The organism is Tenacibaculum sp. 1_MG-2023, assembly GCF_030547425.1.
Classification (GTDB): Bacteria; Bacteroidota; Bacteroidia; order Flavobacteriales; family Flavobacteriaceae; genus Polaribacter.
The window spans coordinates 106758-126145 of record NZ_JAUORH010000009.1 but is presented as its reverse complement, the minus strand read 5'-3'; the positions used below and the strand labels follow the sequence as shown (position 1 = coordinate 126145).

General features: G+C 32.1%; 16 protein-coding genes and 1 pseudogene. 1 reads left to right on the top strand and 16 read right to left on the bottom strand.

Features of this window, described 5'->3' with window-relative positions:
* Positions 1-10: 10 nt before the first annotated feature.
* Positions 11-1963: a YgiQ family radical SAM protein gene (locus Q4517_RS08335; protein WP_303508067.1), complete on the top strand. Its 1953-nt coding sequence runs from the start codon at positions 11-13 to the stop codon at positions 1961-1963.
* Positions 1964-1995: 32 nt separating this feature from the next.
* Here Q4517_RS08335 and Q4517_RS08330 read toward each other — a convergent pair whose 3' ends face one another.
* The 16 genes and pseudogenes from Q4517_RS08330 to Q4517_RS08255 form a co-directional block, all read right to left on the bottom strand.
* Positions 1996-2250 carry a hypothetical protein gene (locus Q4517_RS08330; RefSeq protein ID WP_099216060.1) on the bottom strand — a complete coding sequence of 85 codons (255 nt, stop codon included), beginning with the start codon at positions 2248-2250 and terminating at the stop codon, positions 1996-1998.
* A 140-nt stretch (positions 2251-2390) separates the two neighbouring features.
* A complete protein-coding gene (locus Q4517_RS08325; protein WP_303508066.1) occupies positions 2391-3863 on the bottom strand; it encodes a nicotinate phosphoribosyltransferase in 1473 nt (490 codons plus the stop codon).
* A gap of 69 nt (positions 3864-3932) precedes the next feature.
* The gene (locus Q4517_RS08320; protein WP_303508065.1) at positions 3933-4943 is read right to left on the bottom strand and encodes an ADP-ribosylglycohydrolase family protein; all 1011 of its coding nucleotides are present in this window, start codon (positions 4941-4943) and stop codon (positions 3933-3935) included.
* 42 nt (positions 4944-4985) lie between these two features.
* Positions 4986-5540 (bottom strand): NADAR family protein, encoded by a 555-nt coding sequence (locus Q4517_RS08315; protein ID WP_303508064.1) that lies wholly within the window; start codon positions 5538-5540, stop codon positions 4986-4988.
* A gap of 33 nt (positions 5541-5573) precedes the next feature.
* On the bottom strand, positions 5574-6299 hold the full coding sequence (locus tag Q4517_RS08310; RefSeq protein ID WP_303508063.1) for a metallophosphoesterase family protein: 726 nt from the start codon (positions 6297-6299) through the stop codon (positions 5574-5576).
* A 4-nt stretch (positions 6300-6303) separates the two neighbouring features.
* Positions 6304-6859: pseudogene (locus tag Q4517_RS08305) on the bottom strand (RNA 2'-phosphotransferase).
* Positions 6860-6878: 19 nt separating this feature from the next.
* Entirely contained in the window at positions 6879-7811 is a 933-nt protein-coding gene (locus Q4517_RS08300; protein ID WP_303508062.1) for an ADP-ribosylglycohydrolase family protein, read from the bottom strand.
* Between the two features lie 41 nt (positions 7812-7852).
* On the bottom strand, positions 7853-8689 hold the full coding sequence (gene prs / locus Q4517_RS08295) for a ribose-phosphate diphosphokinase (RefSeq protein WP_303508061.1): 837 nt from the start codon (positions 8687-8689) through the stop codon (positions 7853-7855).
* A 64-nt stretch (positions 8690-8753) separates the two neighbouring features.
* Positions 8754-9443 carry an NUDIX domain-containing protein gene (locus tag Q4517_RS08290; protein WP_303508060.1) on the bottom strand — a complete coding sequence of 230 codons (690 nt, stop codon included), beginning with the start codon at positions 9441-9443 and terminating at the stop codon, positions 8754-8756.
* Between the two features lie 120 nt (positions 9444-9563).
* The gene (locus Q4517_RS08285) at positions 9564-10103 is read right to left on the bottom strand and encodes a sigma-70 family RNA polymerase sigma factor (RefSeq protein WP_303508059.1); all 540 of its coding nucleotides are present in this window, start codon (positions 10101-10103) and stop codon (positions 9564-9566) included.
* A gap of 254 nt (positions 10104-10357) precedes the next feature.
* Complete coding sequence (locus Q4517_RS08280; protein WP_303508058.1) at positions 10358-10693, bottom strand: DUF3703 domain-containing protein; 336 nt, start codon at positions 10691-10693, stop codon at positions 10358-10360.
* Between the two features lie 51 nt (positions 10694-10744).
* Positions 10745-12358: an amidohydrolase gene (locus Q4517_RS08275; RefSeq protein WP_303508057.1), complete on the bottom strand. Its 1614-nt coding sequence runs from the start codon at positions 12356-12358 to the stop codon at positions 10745-10747.
* Complete coding sequence (locus tag Q4517_RS08270; RefSeq protein ID WP_303508056.1) at positions 12358-12717, bottom strand: MauE/DoxX family redox-associated membrane protein; 360 nt, start codon at positions 12715-12717, stop codon at positions 12358-12360. Before Q4517_RS08270 ends, Q4517_RS08275 begins: the two co-directional genes overlap by 1 nt.
* A gap of 239 nt (positions 12718-12956) precedes the next feature.
* Positions 12957-14396 (bottom strand): M20/M25/M40 family metallo-hydrolase, encoded by a 1440-nt coding sequence (locus Q4517_RS08265; protein ID WP_303508055.1) that lies wholly within the window; start codon positions 14394-14396, stop codon positions 12957-12959.
* 49 nt (positions 14397-14445) lie between these two features.
* On the bottom strand, positions 14446-16227 hold the full coding sequence (locus Q4517_RS08260; RefSeq protein ID WP_303508054.1) for a hypothetical protein: 1782 nt from the start codon (positions 16225-16227) through the stop codon (positions 14446-14448).
* A gap of 39 nt (positions 16228-16266) precedes the next feature.
* Positions 16267-19287 carry a tetratricopeptide repeat protein gene (locus tag Q4517_RS08255; RefSeq protein WP_303508053.1) on the bottom strand — a complete coding sequence of 1007 codons (3021 nt, stop codon included), beginning with the start codon at positions 19285-19287 and terminating at the stop codon, positions 16267-16269.
* Between the last annotated feature and the right edge of the window lie 101 nt (positions 19288-19388).

Sequence of the window (19388 nt, the reverse complement as noted above, 5' to 3'; positions counted from 1 at the left end):
TTGCAACGGCATGAGAATTAGACGAGTTTCAGATTGGTTACCGACTACAAATAAGGAGGTGAAGTTAAGAGGGTGGGATGAATTAGACGTAATCCTGTTTAGTGGAGATGCATACGTAGATCATCCATCATTTGGTCCTGCAGTAATTGGACGTATTTTAGAAAGTTATGGCTTGCGTGTGGCAATTGTTCCGCAACCAAGCGTACATGATAATTTGCAGGATTTTGAGAAGTTAGGAACTCCTAGGTTATTTTTTGCGATTACAGGCGGATGTATGGATCCGATGGTAAGTAATTACACGGCTAGTAAACGCCGTCGTGATAAAGATGCTTATACTCCTAATGGAGATAAAGGGTTTAGACCTGATTATGCAACTTCGGTATATTCTAAAATTTTAAAGGAAAAGTTTCCAGATGTTCCCGTGTTAATTGGTGGAATTGAAGCTTCATTACGTCGTGTTACACATTACGATTATTGGTCTGATAAATTATTACCAACGATTTTAGAAACTTCTAAAGCCGATATGTTGGTATATGGGATGGGAGAGCAGCCACTAAGAGAAATTGTGGAGTTGTTGCAAAAAGGCGTGCCATTTTCGAGCTTAAAAACGATTAAGCAAACAGCTGTTTTATTAGATGGAGCAGAAAAAACTCCGAAAAATAAAAACTGGGATGATATAGAAATTAATTCGCATGAAAATTGTTTGAAAGATAAGAAGGCGTATGCTTCCAATTTTAAAGTAATAGAGCAGGAGTCGAATAAATTATACGCACGTCGTATTTTTCAAAAAGTTGGAGATAAAAAACTGATGATTAATCCGCCGTTTCCAACAATGACGGAGGAAGAAATTGATGCTTCATTCGATTTACCTTTTACACGATTACCACACCCTAAGTATAACAAACGTGGACCTATTCCTGCGTTTGAAATGATTAAGTTTTCTATTAATATTCACCGTGGATGTTTTGGAGGTTGTAGTTTTTGTACTATTTCAGCGCACCAAGGAAAATTTATAGCGAGTAGAAGTCAAGAGTCTGTTTTAAAAGAAGTAGACCAAGTTGCTCAGATGGATGACTTTAAAGGATACTTATCTGATATTGGTGGGCCTTCTGCAAATATGTACAAAATGAAAGGTAAAGTACAGTCGATTTGCGACAAGTGTGTTGCTCCGTCGTGTATTTCGCCTGTAATTTGTAGTAATTTAGATACTTCGCATAAACCGTTAACAAAATTGTACCAAGCTGTTGATGCACATCCGAAGGTGAAAAAATCATTTATTGGTAGTGGTATTCGACACGATATGTTAGTGCCTGAGTTTAATAAAAATGCAGATCCTAAAGAGTTAGATGCCTACACAGAAGAGGTGATGACAAAACACGTTTCTGGTCGATTAAAAGTTGCACCAGAACACACTTCTGATCCTGTACTAAAGTTAATGCGTAAGCCTTCGTTTAAGTATTTTCATTTATTTAAAGATAGGTTCGATCGTATTAATATTAAAAAGAAATTAAAGCTTCAATTAATACCGTATTTTATATCTAGTCACCCTGCTTGTGAGGCGGAAGATATGGCAAATTTAGCGGCTGAGACCAAAGATATGGGTTTCCAGTTAGAGCAAGTACAAGGGTTTACACCAACACCGATGACGGTTGCTACGGTAATTTATTACAGTGGATATCATCCGTATACTTTAAAAGAGGTGAAAACTCCGAAAACAAAAAAGGAGAAGGAAGATCAGCACAAATTTTTCTTTTGGTATAAAAAGGAAAATAAAAAATGGATAAAGGATACGTTGACTAAGGTTGGACGTACTGATTTACTGAAAAAATTATTACCTGAGGATGCTTCGTGGCGTAAAAACAAAGCAGGAAAAGCTAAAAATACATTTGATGATACTGTGACGTATAAATCATCAAAACCTTCTAGAAGAAAGAACAAAGGTTTTAAAAAGAAGAGACGATAAAAATAAAAATCCGCTGTTAGGCGGATTTTTATTTATGCTTCGTTTTCTAAACGATTTCGTTTCATTTCAAAAGCTTCGGTAGCTTGCTTTATGATTTTTAAGGTATCAGAAGCTCTTACCATTACATTTTCGAGTTCTTTGTCTAAGTCTTTTGACTGAATATCGAATAGTTGAACCTCAACCACACCAATTTTTTCAATTAAACTTTTTTGCGTGTTTTTAATGTCTTCCATTTTAACTAAAACCGCATTCATTGTATCGAGTCTTTTCTGTTCTTGATCTGTCATAAGTTTCTTTTTTAGTTGCATTTAAGATATGAAAAAATCAAGAGTTAAGCAAATTAAGTAGTTTTTAGGATGTTGGTATTTAGTGTTTTTGTGAGGCTTCTAAATAAAAAAAGCAGGAGTTTTATTCCTGCTTTCTTATACTATTCTGTAAGTTCTAATACGTTGTTTTTAGTACGGAGTCTTATTTCACTTAGTTTTTCATCAACTAACAATTTTCCGTCTTTAAAAACTTCTCGTAATTCGCCTTTTTGTTCTTCTTTCCAACTTACTTGATCGTGTAATTTGTATTCTCCATTTTCTAGCGTTATTTTTAATAATCCTTTAGCAGATTTTTTAGTTCCGTCATCGGTAATTGGATCTTTAAAAATTTCTCTTCCTTCTCCATCTACTTCTCCGTAAGTAGCTTTCATGGCAAATCCAAAGGTATCTCTGGTGTTGTATTGATAAGTAAAAGAACCAATTCCTAAGACTACGTTGGTAGAGGCAAATCCTTTTTGTTTTAAACGTTCACAAATTTGTGTGGCTCTTTCAAGGGTAATGCTATCGCCATAGATAGCTCCAATATGACTATCTAATTCTTTATATCCTTTTGTATTGGTTGTTCCTCCAAAAACTTCCCAAAGCAGCTGTATAACTCCTTTTTGTTCTTCTACTGTTTTACCATTTGGATTTCCGCAAATAATATCAACAGGATCTCCACTGTCTGGTCTAATCACCACTTTACCATCTCTAGCTAAGACTTCTTCTTTTAGGTTTGGTAAATATTCGGTAAGCACTTTCCATAAATCCCACGTATCAGAAACAATAGAAACGATACCGTTTGGATATACCTCAGTAATTAATCTCTTAAAAGTCTCTTCTTCACCGCTGTTAGTTCCCATACACATTACAGAGTGTTCAGTTGCCGCAACAGAACCGCCAATCAATTCGTTGTCAGAATCAGCATTGTAATACTTTTCTAAAAAATCTACAGCAGGAACTGTATCTGTACCAGTAAAACTTAATAAGTGACCAGCAGCACTCATTTCAGCAGCCTCTAAACCAGCCATTCCTCTCATAGAAAAGTCGTGTCCTTGCCAATCTACTATTTCAGGAACAGATGAGGTTTCTTGTGCGTATTTGTCTAATATTTTTCTGTACTGTTTTGCAATGGTTGCAGAATTACATGGTAACCAAACCGTGGTAGATAATAAGGTTTCAAAGTAATTGGTTAACCAAAAGAATTCTGGCAATGTATTATACATGGTAAACATTGGTACTCTGATTGGAACCTCAACACCTTCAGGCAATGCTTTAAAAGTCATAGGAATGTATCCTAAATCGTGTAATGCAGCAATGTGTTCTATACCTACAGAGTTTTCACCTAAATAATTATTGATTCTTCTGCTATATTGTTTGCAAATTTCTTCTTTTGGTTTGTTAAAGAAGTTGGTTTGAAATTCTTCAATAATATATTTTTTAATGAAGTATTGTAGTCCGAAAAAAACTACCTTTTCAACTCCTTGAATTCTACTTTTTCTTGGTGTCCAGTTTGAATATACTAAGGTAGTATTGTTAGGGTATTGTCTTCTGTGGTCTACTTTGTAACCGTCTGTATATAATAATGGATTCATAGTATGTTATTTTGTTTGTGTCAAATTTACGCAAATTAAAATTAACTAACAATTAAATCTTTTGAAATTTTAGTTTATTTCCTCTAAATATTGATTAAAACGAGAAGATATTTCTTTTATATATTGTTTCCCTTCAACATTCTCAATCATAAAGTCAGGAAGGCTTCCAATTCCATACAATCCTGAGTTAATTCCTGTTGTTATAGATGCTACAGAGTCAACATCACCTCCAAGAAAAATAGATTTCTTAAGAGCATCAAAAGCACTTGCACTATTTTTTAAGATATATAGAACACTGCCTGTGGTATATTTTGAATCTGATGGCATACCGTTAATCCCATTTAAAAAATATGGTTTTCTTATCGGTTGATGTCCGCACAATGTTTCGTAATCCCCCTTAGTTAATATCTCATTTGATTTTATCTTATTAACGGAGGTAAGGTAATTTTTATATTCATCATTTAGATTTACTTTTTCTATACAGTATTTTATGAGGTTTTCTTTATTTCCTTTTTTTACAAGTAAGTACTCAGTAGCTCTAGCAATACATTGACTACTAAGTATGGCATTTATATTAGGATGTGTTGCGTTAGCATTAATCTTTGCATATTTATTAATGAGATTCGAAGGAATGAAGCCTAATGGGACTGATCTCATGGCTGGAGCATTTCCAGGAGTTGACCTATTTCTTTGAAAGTTTTTAATTTCTTCAATTGTCATTTCTCCAGAGAAAAACCATCTCATTGACCCATGGCCATTTCTGCCGTGGCCTTTTTCATGTTTCCCTTTGTTGTATTCATCTTCCCATTTTTCTACTAATAAACTCTCATTAAACTCTTCTTTTGAATAGAGAGCTTTTATAAGTCCAATAGTCATTTCTGTATCATCTGTGTATTGCCAATCGTAATAATTTTCTGTAAAAGCACTTAACTTATCAGTTGAGACCTTAATTAAGTGGTGTACGTTGATGAACTTGGTAAAATCTACATTTTTTTGAATCCAATTTTTATCTTGAAACTCTAAACCGGCACCAAAAGCGTCTCCTATAGCTATACCCAGTAAAACATTGTATAAATTCACAATTTTATGTTTAATTATATCCAAAATTTTGTAGTCAAATGCTTATGAATTTTTGTTTAATAAATCTCTAACTTCCATTAAGGCATACCCTAATAAATTGTGCCCTTTCCATAACTCTGGATTAGTAACATTAGGGTTGTCAGCAGCCATTCCAATTCCCCATATAGAATCAACAGGGCTTGCTTCTACTATAATTCTATCTTTTGTATTTAATAAAAATTCTTTTGAGTCTTTATTTTGAGAAAATTTAGCATGATTGGCTTTTACGACGATTTCGAATTTGTGTTGATCCCATGCTTCTGGAGAAAAGTTCTTAACCTTCCTCCCTAGTTTTTTTACTTGATGAGGTGTACTAACAGAAAGGATTTCTTGTAAAGTTTCTTCATCATTAAACACTTTCGCTTTACTAGCCATCATATAATGCTCAGCAGTAGGGTAGGTAATACCATCGATTTCAAAAGAAGCTTTCCACCACTGGCTGAAACAGCTTTTACCGACGCTTCCATCCTTGTTGGGTTGATGCCCCCAAAAAAATAAGAAACTTAAGTTTTCATTATTGTTGTAACGTGCTATTATTGTTTTATTATTATATTTCACAGTATTATTATTTAGATGAGTTTATAGAGAATTTTAATTTCTCCCTTTTTCATTTGGATACAAATTTTTTACTTGGTCACTTTGCCAAAACTCTTTGTTGTCGATATCCATGATTGTTAAACACCCTGTAAATGCAGCTCCAGTATCAATGTTCCATAAGTTTAAGGCGTTTATAGGTATTGATGAACTATAGCGTATAGTTGGAGTGTGACCAATGTATATTTCTGAGTAGTGTGTAAACCTTTCAGGATATAGTTCAGATTTTTTAGATAAGTTTTTATCAGTAGCTAATGCTGTTTCCCATAAGGTTCTATCAAAATGACAATTTAATTTGAAAGTCTCTTTTTCAACTCCATGCATAGAGGTAAAACCAGCATGGATAAACAAACGTTTTTTATTATCAATATAATAGAGTTTCATTTGTTGAAAAAAAGCTAGGTGTTTTTGTTTCTGTTCTTCTGAATAAGATTCGTAGCTTTTTTTGGTTTCTTCACCACCATGTGCTAACCAAATAGCTTCACCTTCACCAGTTCTCAACCAATCTTCACACCACAAATCATGATTTCCTTTAATGAAAATACATTCATGTTTTTTGTTTAACTCTATTAAAAAATCAATGACTTTTGCAGACTCACTCCAGCCGTCCACATAATCACCAAGAAAAATTAAGGTATCTTCTATAGTGATTTTGGCTTTTTTAAAAACTTGGGGTAAGGCTTTTAATCCACCATGAATATCGCCAATAACAAATGTTTTCATACTATTATAAATCTTCAAATTCAATAAATTCAGCTGGGACAAGGTTGGTTAACCAAACTCCATTTTCAGATAAAAAGAACTCATATTTTTTTTTATGCATAGCACCTGACTGAACAGTCAAAATTTTAGGTTTACCTCTTCTACTACCAACTTTTTTTGCAGTTTCTAAATCGGAACTTAGATGAACGTGTTGTCTACTCATTTTTTGTAATCCGTTTTTTTTTATTGAAGGAATAAATTTGGCGACAGTTCCATGATATAAAAAGGGAGGAGGAGTCTTTGTTTCAGTTACTATGGTTACATTTTTTAAAGAGTGTCCTTGATTGGCTCTTATTTTTGTTTTGTCATTCGTTAAATGAAAACCGTTGTTTATCGTTTGTTTTTACAACAAAATCCAATTCTTCTTTAGTAAATGAAACTCCGTTGTTGCTTGATTTGTTCAAAAGTTCTTCTACAGAAGCCCACCCACTGATATCTAATTTTAGCCCAATTTTTTCAGGTTGATGCCTTAATATCAAGCTTAAAAACTTACTTATTCTTTTTGTGTTTTTCTCATTCATTTTTTTACGTTTTTATCGGTTAATTTTCATAACGATATTTTTTTGCGAATTGTTGACTTAAGAGAATAATATCATCTTTTCTCTCCAATGAATCTACCCATTCTTGAGGTATATTATCTATTCCGTAGTACATACCAGCAATAGCTCCAACTACAGTAGCTGTAGTATCAGTATCATCACCTAAATTTACAGCTTTTAAAACTGCCTCACCATAATTAGTAGTGCTGAGTAAACACCAAAGTGAAGCTTCTAATGTATGTAGAACATAGCCACTGGAATTTATATCCTCTTCTTTTAAGCTAGATATATCTTGCTTTAAAATTCTAGAGAAATGATTTTGCTCGTAAGAAGAAATATTTCTTTCTGAAAAAAAGACAGTAATTTCCTTTTGCATCTTTTTATATGAATCTATAATTGAAAATCCATTTAAAATATATTCAGCTAATTTTAAATAAATTAAACAAGCTATTGCCGACCTTATATGAGGATGTGTTAGTGATGATACATGCCAAATGATATTAAATTGGTCCTTTACTTTTTTACCCTTTATGTAAAAAAGTAAAGGAATAATTCTCATTAATGAACCATTACCATTGGTATATTCATCATCAGAATATTTTAAAATTTCTAGTTCTTTATAGTCCTTTTCATTTATGATTTTTGAAAGTTGTTCAATAGCTTTTCGTGTTTGGATTCCGATATCAAAAACATTACCGTGTGGAGTCCATATCTCAGCATTCATCCATTGGATAAATTTATATGAAATATCCACTAAATTGTATTCTTGACATAAACTCTCAGCTAAACAAAAAGTAAGAGAACTGTCATCAGACCAAGTTCCTTTTGGTTGATGATGTGTTCCAAACTCTCTCATAGTTGTTACAGGGTTTTGTTTTAACTCCTGCCTATTTTTAAACTCTACTGGTACCCCTAGGGCGTCAGCTACTGCCAATCCAATAAATGTTGTTTTTCATAACAATTTTTGTCTAGTCTTTATAGTAATTTTTCCAATTCAATTTGTATACAGTTCTTATTCTCAATAGTTTTAAAACTATCTGTAGTGAAAATTTTAGTAAAATATTTTTCAAGCTCTTCGAAACCTTTACTAAATATTCCATGACTTACGGCTAAATATAAATTCCCTGCATTTTTAGCTTTTAGTTCTTTAGCTAGTCCTAAAAAGGTTCCGCCACCATCACAAATATCATCTACAATCAAACAATCTTTACCTTGTAGGTTATCAGTATATACTTTAAAACCTGTTAGTTGACCGGTTTTTACATTTCGGCTTTTAGAGCATTCAACTACTTCATAGTTTTGAAGATGTGCAGCAACTTTATATATCTTTTTTAAAGCACCTCCGTCGGGAGAAATTAGAAGTAAGTTGTCTGATAATTGTTGAGTAATGCGTTCTATGAATGTGTGGTTATCTATAATTCTACAGCTATTCAATAGGGCAGGAGTTACCTCAGAATGTGGATCGAAAACAGTTACTGACTCAAAGTTTTGTGCATTTATAACATCTGCATATACTTTTACCGATAAAGGTTCACCTGATACCATTAATCTATCTTGACGAGCTGCTGGAAAATAAGGAAGAACAACATGTAACTTTGCAATTCCCATGTTTTTGAGCGCATTGGTAGCTAATAATAGCGTACCCATATCATTAAAAGACTGAATACGATGTGTAATGGTTACTTCTGACACATTTTCAAGTTCAGAAATGATTTTAATATGTGGTTCCCCTCCTGAAAAAGTAAAGAAACTATAGTCTATATTGTTTTCTGTTCCGTAAGGAGTAAAGCTTTTATCTAAGTTTAAAATCATATTGCGTAATTTTTACACAAATATAGTGTGGTTTTTTCAAATAAAAAATGTTTTAGTGTTTTTTTTACGCAAACTTAATTTCGAAGTGAAACCCTTCTTTTTCTAATTCTTTATACTTTTTAGCATTGAACTTAAAAAGTTTTGCAGGTCTACCACTAGATGGTTGGTGTATTTTGTCTGTTTCGGTAAGTATTCCAAAGCTCATGATTTTTTTTCTGAAATTGCGTCGGTCAATTTTTTGATAAAGAATAGTTTGATAAAGATTTTCTAAATCAGAAAAAGGGAATTCTTTTTTTAGTAGTTCAAAACCAATAGGTTGGTAGTTTATTTTGTTTTGAAGTCTTTGTAAAGCTGTGGTTAAAATAAGATTGTGGTCAAACGCTAATTTGGGTAATTCATGGATAGGAAACCATTGTACTTCGGCAGCATCTGTACTTGCACTGATTTTGAAATGATTTGGACTTACCAAGCCAAAATAGGTAACAGAAATAACTCTGTTTCTCGGGTCTCTTTTGGGAGTTCCGAATGTGTACAATTGTTCAAGATAATCAATAGTAACTCCTGTTTCTTCTAATAATTCTCTTTCAACTGCATGTTCCAGTGATTCATTTTCTAAAACCAATCCACCAGGCAATGCCCAGGTTCCTTTAAAAGGTTCAATCCCTCTTTTTATTAATAAGACAGAAAGTTCTTTTTGTTGGTAGCCAAAAACAACAGCATCTACAGCAACTTTTATATTTTGTGACATCTTCATTTAGTGTTGAATTTACACAAAGTTACAAAAGTTTTAAAAATTATAGATTCTTATTTTAAAGAAGGTACTTTTTTGATTGTCTTTTTTGTAATGTAGATTGTACAAATTGAATAATAAAACTTACTTACAAACTTTACAATCTTCTTTGTCTTGAATTTCACCTACTAATTTTCCTTCTTCGTTAAGTGAAAATCCACAACAATCCATAAATCCTTGTGCAATTAGTTTACGAGCGCGTTGAATTTGAGATTTTGTAGTAGGTAGGTTCTGTTTTAAAGTATCTGCGACTTCTTGTTGTTTTAAACCTTTAATATTTGATAAAAATAATGGATCTCTATATTTTTTTGGTAAACCTTGTATAATTGCATGAAGACAATCTTTCTCAGTATGTTCGTGCTCGCTTGTGTCTGTTTGTGCTTCTAAACTTTTGAATTCAATAGTTTGGTTAGTGGTTTTGAAGTAATCCATCATCGTATTCCGAGCAATGGTAAAAATCCAAGATTTTAACCTAGTAATATCATTCAAAGTATGGAGCTTAGTGTGAATTTTTATAAATGTTTCTTGTACGATGTCATCGGTTACATTGGTGTCTTTCACTTTACTTAAAATAAAGTACTTTACATCATCTGCATATTTTTTCCAAACTTGTTGCGTTGTCATCCTATAAATTTACGAAAAATGCCACGTTGAATAAAAACAAACATTTATTTTTATTTAGCGTGACAAAATATTAAAGAGTTGATTTAATTAACAGTTACAGTTGTTGCATGTACAGTTGTTACAAGTACAGTTTGAACAGTCATTTGTTTTACACCCTTCGCAAGTACAAGTGCATTGATTGTTATTTTTCATGATATTATATGTTTTGTGTTTGTGTAGTAGACTAGAAAAAGCGTAAAAAGATGCATTTATTGTTAAAAATATTTTTGAAGTTCTTTTCTAACAGGAATAGGTTTAGTTGCAGATATATTAGAGCCACCTGTATTTCCTTTAGGAACCCAAAATAAGGTAAATAAGACTGAAGCGATAATTCTAAAAAGTTGCCCAATAACTTCTTTAAGACTATGTGTTTTTATTCCGTGGACTAACATCCAGTAATGAGATAAAGTGTGTCTGTAAACATGTTTTTGTCCTAAAATATGAGTATTCTCTAAATGATAAAAAGACACCTTAAAGTGTTTGCTTTTAAGTGCCTTTTTAGCTAAAATTAATTGTTTGTAAAATTGTTGTTTTCGTTGTAGTTGTGTCATGATTTATTGATTTTGTAAATCAGACTACAACGAATAGAAAAAGATGCGTTTTTAATTCACTTTTTCACCATTAATATAGGTTGCTAAAACTTTTGTATTAGGAATTTCTTTTCCGTCGATTTTCATGATGTCTTTGTCTAAAATGATAAAATCAGCTACCTTACCAACTTCTATACTTCCTTTTTCGTTTTCTTCAAAATTTGCATAAGCATTCCAAATAGTCATTCCTTTTAAGGCATTTTTTCTTGATAATGCATTGCTCATTTGATAACCTTTTTCGGGATAACCTTTTAAATCTTTTCTGATGGTTGCTGCATAAAATGTATATAATGGACTTACATGTTCAATAGGAAAATCGGTACCTAAAGCTACTTTTCCATATTCTTTTAATAAGTCATTATAAGCATAAGCACCTTTAATTCTATCTGATCCTACACGGTCTTCAGCCCAGTACATATCAGAAGTGGCATGTGTTGGTTGTATAGATGGAAGTATATTTTTGAATAGATTAAAATCTTTTACATCTACTATTTGAGCGTGCTCAATACGCCAACGTCTGTCGATTTTGTCTTTTAATACTTCGTTATAGGTTTTTAACATCACATAATTGGCAGAGTCACCAATTGCATGTGTATTCATTTGATAGTCGGAAGCTGCAATTCTCTTAGCTACTTTCTGTAAGTTCTCATAAGAGTTTACCAAAGTTCCAAAACGCCCTTTTTTGTCAGAGTATTCATTTTTAAGAGTTGCACCACGTGATCCTAGAGCACCATCAGCATATACTTTTACAGAACGAACATTTAATCTATCAGTTTTTATAACACCTTTGTTTAGGTAATAGTCAAGGTTTTCTTGATTATTAGAAATCATTACGTACACACGCATTTTTAAATCACCTGATTGTTGTAAGCTGTCAATCAATTCAATTACCTGTTTATCTAACCCAGCATCATCAACCGTGGTAAGTCCTAAATTGAAACAGATTTTTTCAGCATCTTTTAAGGCTTGAATTTGTGCTTGTTTTGAAGGTTTTGGAATATTGATAAAATTCATTGCATTATCAATAAGTACTCCTGTTAACTTTCCATCTTTTTTTATAAACTCTCCTCCGTCTATTTTAGAATCGATAGTAATTCCAGCTAAATCAATAGTAGCTTGATTGACTAACATTGCATGACCATCAATTCTACGAATAGCAACAGGTGTATTTGGAAATATACTATCCAATTTTTCTTTGGTAGGAAATTCTTTTACTTCCCAATCATTTTGATCCCAACCGCGACCTGTAATGTAAGTAGTATTCTTTTCTTTTTGAAAATTGATTATGCGTTGTAGTACTTCATCATAACTTTTAGTACCAACTAAGTCTACTTTTTGTTGTTGTAACCCTAAGCCATAAAAATGACAATGTGCATCGATAAAGCCTGGGTAAATCGGTTTGTTTTTAGCATTAATAATGTTTAATGCTGTATATTTTTCTTGTATTTCTTTATTGTTTCCTATGGCTATAAATTTTCCATCTTTAATAGCGAAACTTTCAGCAGTATCAAAATTAGAGTTTACTGTATAGGTATTGGAATTAATAACAATAGTATCTATTTTTTCTTTTTGTTTACAAGAAAATAGCAGACTAAAAGCGAGTAGAGTAAGTAGTGTTTTTTTCATCAGTATATGTAAATCAAATAGGCAATGTATAACAGTAAAAACTGAAGAGGAACTCTAATAATGGCTATTTTTTTAGAACCAATGGCAGGTTTTTCTCTAAAAACATCCCAAATATGAATAGGTAAAAAAATCAACATTAATACAAACATAGCTAAAGCTGCTTGTTTGGTAGTTTGATTAACTAATAACCCAATACCAATTGCCAATTCTAATAAACCAGCTATATAGTTTACAACTAATTTGGGAAGAAAATTAGGGATGAATCGATTGAAAATTTTAGGCTTTACAAAGTGCATAATTCCTGCAAAGGCAAAAAATATTCCGAAAATAATCCTAAGCACTAATATTAATGTATTCATTAACTGAGTTTATTACTGGGTTAATATATAAGCATGAAGAGTCTTCTTTTTTATTCTGTTCAGCCTTTTTAGATAAATAGTTATTAAAAATATTATATAGGACAATTATAACAAAGGTGATAATTAAATTAAAAATAGCTTTTTTAAAAGTGAGTTTCTTTTTTCTATAACTTTCTTTGTGTTTTCTTTTAGTATCAAAGTATTCTTTGTTTAATCTACTACTCACCCTTATACGATTTTTAAGGTTTTAATGTTTCTTTGTTGTATAAGTATTTATCCATTAAATACACAATACTAGCCATAGAGGCACTACCTAATTCTAATTCGCGTTTATTTACTTTATCAAATGTGTCTGTTGCCGCATGATGATAATCGAAATAACGTTGTGAGTCTGGTCGGTACCCCACTAAGGTAACATGGTCATCTTTTAAAGGTCCGATGTCTGCACCGCCACCTCCAGCAGTAATATCATGTAACCCGTATGGTGCTAAGAGTTTTTTCCAGCTTTGTACAAGTTGTAAGTTTCTTTCATTGGCATCGATAGAAAAACCTCTAGGTGTGTGTCCACCTGCATCAGACTCTAAAGCTCCAATATGTAGTTCCTTATTTTCCTTAGCTAAACGAGCATATTCAGTTGCGCCACGTAAACCGTTTTCTTCGTTCATGAAAAATACGATACGGATGGTGTTTTTTGGTTGAATATTATTCTTTTTTAATAGATATGCAACTTCTAAAGACTGTACAATTCCTGTTCCATCATCATGTGCTCCTTCTCCTAAATCCCAAGAATCTAAATGTCCACCAATTACCATAATTTTATCAGGAAATTCACTTCCTTTTATTTCACCAACAACATTATGTGAAGGGGCATCAGGTAAACTCTCACAACTTTGTTTAAAATAAAACTGTAGGTTAGGTTTTCCTTTTAAATGTTTACTTAAATTCTCTGCAGCACGAGAACTAATTGCAGCAGCAGGAATGTATTCTTCTTGCGGAATATCACCGTACCCCATAGAGCCTGTGTGTGGATAATCATCGATTCCATTGGTCATAGAACGAACAATAACTCCTTTAGCTCCAAATTTTCCAACAGCAGCGGCACCTGCAAAGCGTTGCGCTACACAACCGCCATAGGCACGAAATGTATTGATTAAGGTATTATCGAAAGCACCGTTAAAGAAAACAATTTTACCATTGGCATTGTCTCCTAATTTTTTAGCTTCTTCAATGTTTTTAACTTCGATAACTTCTGCAGTAATTCCGTTAGAAGGTGTTGGAATTGAGCCTCCTAAAGCACAAATAGGAACGTTTATTTTTTCTCCGTTAAACTCATAATTAGCAACTTCTTTTTCTCCTCGAACCCAATGAGGTACCATAACAGGTTGTAGCCAAACAGAGTCTAAACCAACTTCTTTCATGAGTTTTTCTCCCCAAATAACTGATTTAGCTGCTCCTTCTGATCCAGATAAACGACTTCCGATGTTTTGTGTTAAATCACGTAACCATTCGTACGATTTACCTTCGGTAAGTGCTGTGCTAAATAGTTTTTTTATTTGTGTAGAGTCTTGTTGATAGTTTGCTTCAGTATAGTTTTTCGAAGTAGTTGTCGTCTGTTTTTGTTCTGTTTTACAGGCAAATAAAGCAATGCTTGTAAGTAGTAAAAAAGTTATTTTTTTCATTTAGGGTGTTAATTTTAATACCCTAAATGTAAGTTTTATATTTTAATTTTTAGAATAAGGTGTCAAACTTCCAAGTTAAACCTCCCATTGCTTGAAATCCTTGTACATTAAAGTTGTTAAGTCGTTGGTAACTGTTGTTTAAAACATTATTTAAGTTTAAGAACACAGAGAAAGAATCATCAAAATGATAGCCTCCGTTAAAGTTTACATCAAAATAACTTTTTAAGTCTATTGAGGTAAAGGTGTTAGCAGGTAAAGTACCGTAAACTCTTCCTTTACGATTCCCTACAAAATATAAATTAGCACCTGCAAACCATTTGTTGGTTTTATAAGTTCCGAAGACTTCACCTTTTATCTCAGGAGTATTCCAAGCTTCTGTTTCATTGGTTAAGGTAAATTTATTGAACTGAGCATTGGCTCCAACAGTAAGGTTTTTAATACCATCAAAGGCAACTTCACCAAAGAAGGTCATCAGTTTAATATCGTCATATAGAACTTTAAAAGAGTTCCCATATTCATATCCGTAAAAAGTAAATCCGTTAGCTCCAGCAATATTAGAACCATCAGATTTTGATTGATTTAATACAAAAAATGGATTATTTTCAATATCAGCATAACTTACTTTCACATTATAACTAAACTGATGGTTTAGTTTACCTCTAATTCCTCCAAAAGCATCAAACTTTTTATTAGTTTGTCTCATGTCAAGAGTAGGAGACAAATAAGGGTTGTCATCTGTAAAAGATTGATACATATTTGTGGTTAAATCACCAGAAGCACCAACAAATACATTTGCAAGTTCTTTTACTATAGGATAAGAAATCTTTACATCAGGGTAGATGAAAAAGTTATTTTCGCTATTTTCTGTGTCCATTGAAAAGTAGCTTTTTGCTCCTAATTGAATCGCTAAATCTTGTACATTGAATTTGTAAGTTGGGTGTACTCCTAATGTAATAAACTTGTAATCTATAGGCGTAATAGCATCATCACCATAAGCGTATGAACCACCTAAGTAGTTTAGGGTGGTATTTATATACAAATCGTTTAATTGACGATGAAAATTATTTAAAGGAAGTCGAAATTCTGCATTACCGTCAACTAAAAATTCCGCACTTTCAAATGAGTCAGAGAAAAAAGCGATTGCCCCGTTAGCTTCATCTAAAAAAGAATCATCTGGTTTTATTTGTCCAAATATTTTTACATGGTTGTAACTTTGAGCTTCTTCAATAGCACTTAACGTAGCTTCTGTAAACGTTATATTTGTAGGTAAACCATACCAGTTATATTTATCTTTCTCAGCACTTATACCTGCTGACCACTGAAAATAACGTTCTTGTTGGGTGTAGTTTAAGTTTAGGTCAATATTATAAAAAGTACTGCTTAATTCAGTATTTGCTACGGGGTCAGATGATAATAGGAACTTTAAATGTGCGGTTAATTCACTATTATAGCTTTCACTACGCCTTACGTACGCTTCTAAAAAAGGGGAAAGAACATTTCCAAAACCAACCGATACATAGTTAGGGTATAACTTTTCTCTTTTACCTAAGTCAACTTTTTTCATTGTTCCGCTTTTAGGAATAAAGGTAGATGCAACAGGAGCTGAAAATATTTGGTATTCTAAAGCTTTTTTCTGAGTTTCTTTTGTGTGTTCAATTACTGGTTTTTGTTTTATTTTAAAGGCATCAGTAATTTTAGGAACATATGAAGTTACAACATTTACAACTTCGGTTTTTATAATTGTGTCTTTAGCTTTGTTAGTTGCATTTTTCTCTTGTGCATTTGTATATGCTACTATAAATAAAACAAGTAAACTTAAGTGCTTTTTCATCGATCTAGTCATTTAACTTTCGTTTGTTATTAACAAATTTTAGTTTTGGGTAGTTACTGATTCGTTTGTTTTTGCTTCTTTATTCTTAATAGTACGAAGCTCGTTTTTAGCTTCTTCAATAACATCTTTATACTGTGTAAAGTTTTTGATGATATTTTCTAAGATATATGTTGCTTGATACGCATCTTTTAAGGCATAATAATTTTTTGCCATAATTATATAACTTTTAACTCCCCAGTATTTGTATGACGAGTAGTTAGCAATTAAATCTTGTACAGCTTTAGTAGAAGCTTCGTATTCTTTATTCTCATGTAAAAAGAAAGCATTGTAATATAAACATTCAGCTTTCAGTTCACCGGTAGCTTTTTTACTAGCTTCATTAAAGTATTCTTCAGCAGTTAAAAAATCATTGTTTTTAAATGAAGAACGAGCTAAAATGATTTTAGCATCTTCAGCAATGTTGGTGTCTACCTTTCCTATAACTAACACTTTTTCAGCATAGGCAATAGCATTACTATAATCATCTTTTTTATAGTACCCTTTCATTAAATTACTTTGAGCAAAAATGATGTTTTGAGGATAGTTAGCTTCTTTTTCTAACTGTTGAAGTACTAAAATACCGTTACTCCAATCTTCTTTTTGTAAATAAATATTAGCTAACTTGGTTAAAGATTCTTCTGTAAAATCACTCTTAGTTTGTTTGTTTACATAGGTGTAGTGAGGAATAGCTTTATCAAATAACTTTATGTTGTTATACGCTTGTGCTAAGTAAAAATGAGTTTTTAAAGCATTAATTCCGTTAGGGAATTGCTGTAAATATTTATTAAAACTTTCAATAGCTTTATTATTGTTGTTCTCTAGGAACTTATTTTCAGCAGATTGATAGGTTGCATTATCTAATTCTGCATTGGTAACATTGGCAAAAGGTATGTTTTGAACCCAAGCCGCATATTCATCTACTTTACCAATATCGATATATACGTTTTTAACGTTACTTACTGCTTGTTTTGCTTCGTTTGAATTTGGGTATTTCGCAACAACATCTTTATACTTTTCAATAGCTTTTCTATTGTTGTTATTACTATAGTATAATAATCCTTGGCGTAACAACACATTTGGAACGTAATTGCTTTTTGGGTGATTGGCTAGTAAACGTTCATAAGCTTTTTGTGTTTTTGAAGCATTGTTCATAGTTGTATGAGTAGTTGCCAATTGGAATAAAGCGTCGTCTTTTAATTGAGAACCATCGTAGTCACTAATTAATGTTTGAAGGTTTTGGATTTTTACATCATTTTTACCTAAAAAACCATTACTCATAGCTGTTTGATATTGTGCATAATCAGATCCTACACCACCTTCTTGAATTACCTTATTATATGCCTTAATAGCATTTGTGTAGCTTTTTGAAGCATAAAAAGAATCTCCTAGGCGATTGGAAGCATCATCATTTAAATCGTTGTCATCCAAATTTTGTTCTAAAAATTGCTGAAAGTATTTTGCGGCATTAGGATAATTTTTTAGTTTGAAGTTTGTGTATCCAATTTGATAATTAAGCATCTTAGCTTCTTTAATTTTTTTATCAGTAACCGATAAGAAATGTTTAAGAGCGTTTTGATAATTTCCTAAAGAATATTCGGTTTCAGCCAACCAGTAAGCAGCTTTATTGCTCACAGTAGTGTTTTCTGACTGAGTTGCATTTACAAAGTATGGTTTGGCTTCTGTTATTTTATTTTCGTTGTATAATTGAATACCTCTGTATAAAGAAACTTCATTGATAATGCTTTTGCTTTCTGGAGTTTCTGAAGTATTTAAAAAGTCTAAAGCACCTTGATAATCTCGTTGATGCAAGTATGAGGTCACTAACAAATTACTAATTTCAGCAGTGTTTGGAGATGTTGGGTATTTAGCTAAAAAGCCCTTTAAAACATCAGGAACACTTTCATACGGGTTTCCTTCTTCGTAACTTAATTTCGCATAATTTAAAGAAGAACTTTGTGTAATTTGAGCATCAAAATCCATCTCACTTGCATTTTTAAATGCGTTTAAAGCTTCCGTTTTTTTATCTAATTCTAAATAACACTCTCCTAAATGATAGTAAGCATTTTGTGCTACTTTGTTATTACCACCAATAATTTTATTAAAATTACTAACAGCAGTTTCATAATCTTTTTGTTGGTAGTAAGCATAACCTAAATAATAGTAATCGGTATTTGTCCATCGACCATTTTTTCCTTTGTAGGCTTTTAAATAGGGGATTGCTTTTTCATATTTTTTAAGATTGAAATAACTTTCACCTACGATTTTAGAAATTTCTGAAACCTCTTTTTGGTCTTTCGTAGATTTTAATAATTGCTCTCCAATTTGAATTGATTTATCGAATCGTCCAGCTTTAAAACTAATGTCGAGAATATAGTAATTTGCCTTTGCTTGGTAGGTAGCGTCGTTTGCTAACTGACTTAAATTGTCTTCTGCTTCACCAAAGTTTTCTTCTTTATAGGCTATGTATCCATAGTAATAACGAGCATCATTACCATAAATAGGGTTTCCTAACAAAGTTTGAAAACGAGACTTAGCATCTTTTAAGTAGTTAGAAACTAAAAGAGCATACCCCATTTTATAATTGAGTTCGTTTTTTTCTTCTTGACTCAGTAGTTTTTCATTTACTTTTTGATACCATTTCAGGGCATGAGCAGCTTTTCTGTTAGCAAAATAATAATTACCAACATTTAAAAAAGCCTTCTCTTTTTTATTATTGTACGGGTAATTTTCAACAAATTGATTAACTCTGTAGTCAGCATCATCTTGTTGTAATTTTATTGCACACATAGCATCATAATAGTCAGCATCCGCTTTTAAATTATGATGCTTTTTAGAATTTATAGAAACTTCACGAAAAAGTTCTTGTGAAGCAGCATATGCTTTGTTGTTGTACAAACGAATTGCTTTATGGAAATCGGCATTTGCATCAGTATTTATAGCCGATTCTTGTGCTATTACAGCTGTTGTAATGGTTAAAAAAAGAAATAAGTAGTAGCTTTTTTTGAAACAGTTAAATCTCATATTTTTTAGTTATCTAGAAACTATAACGTTAGTTTTTTATTTTTGTTGGGAGACTTTTTATCAAAAGTAAGAAATGTTACAGAATTACGTTATAAAATTTT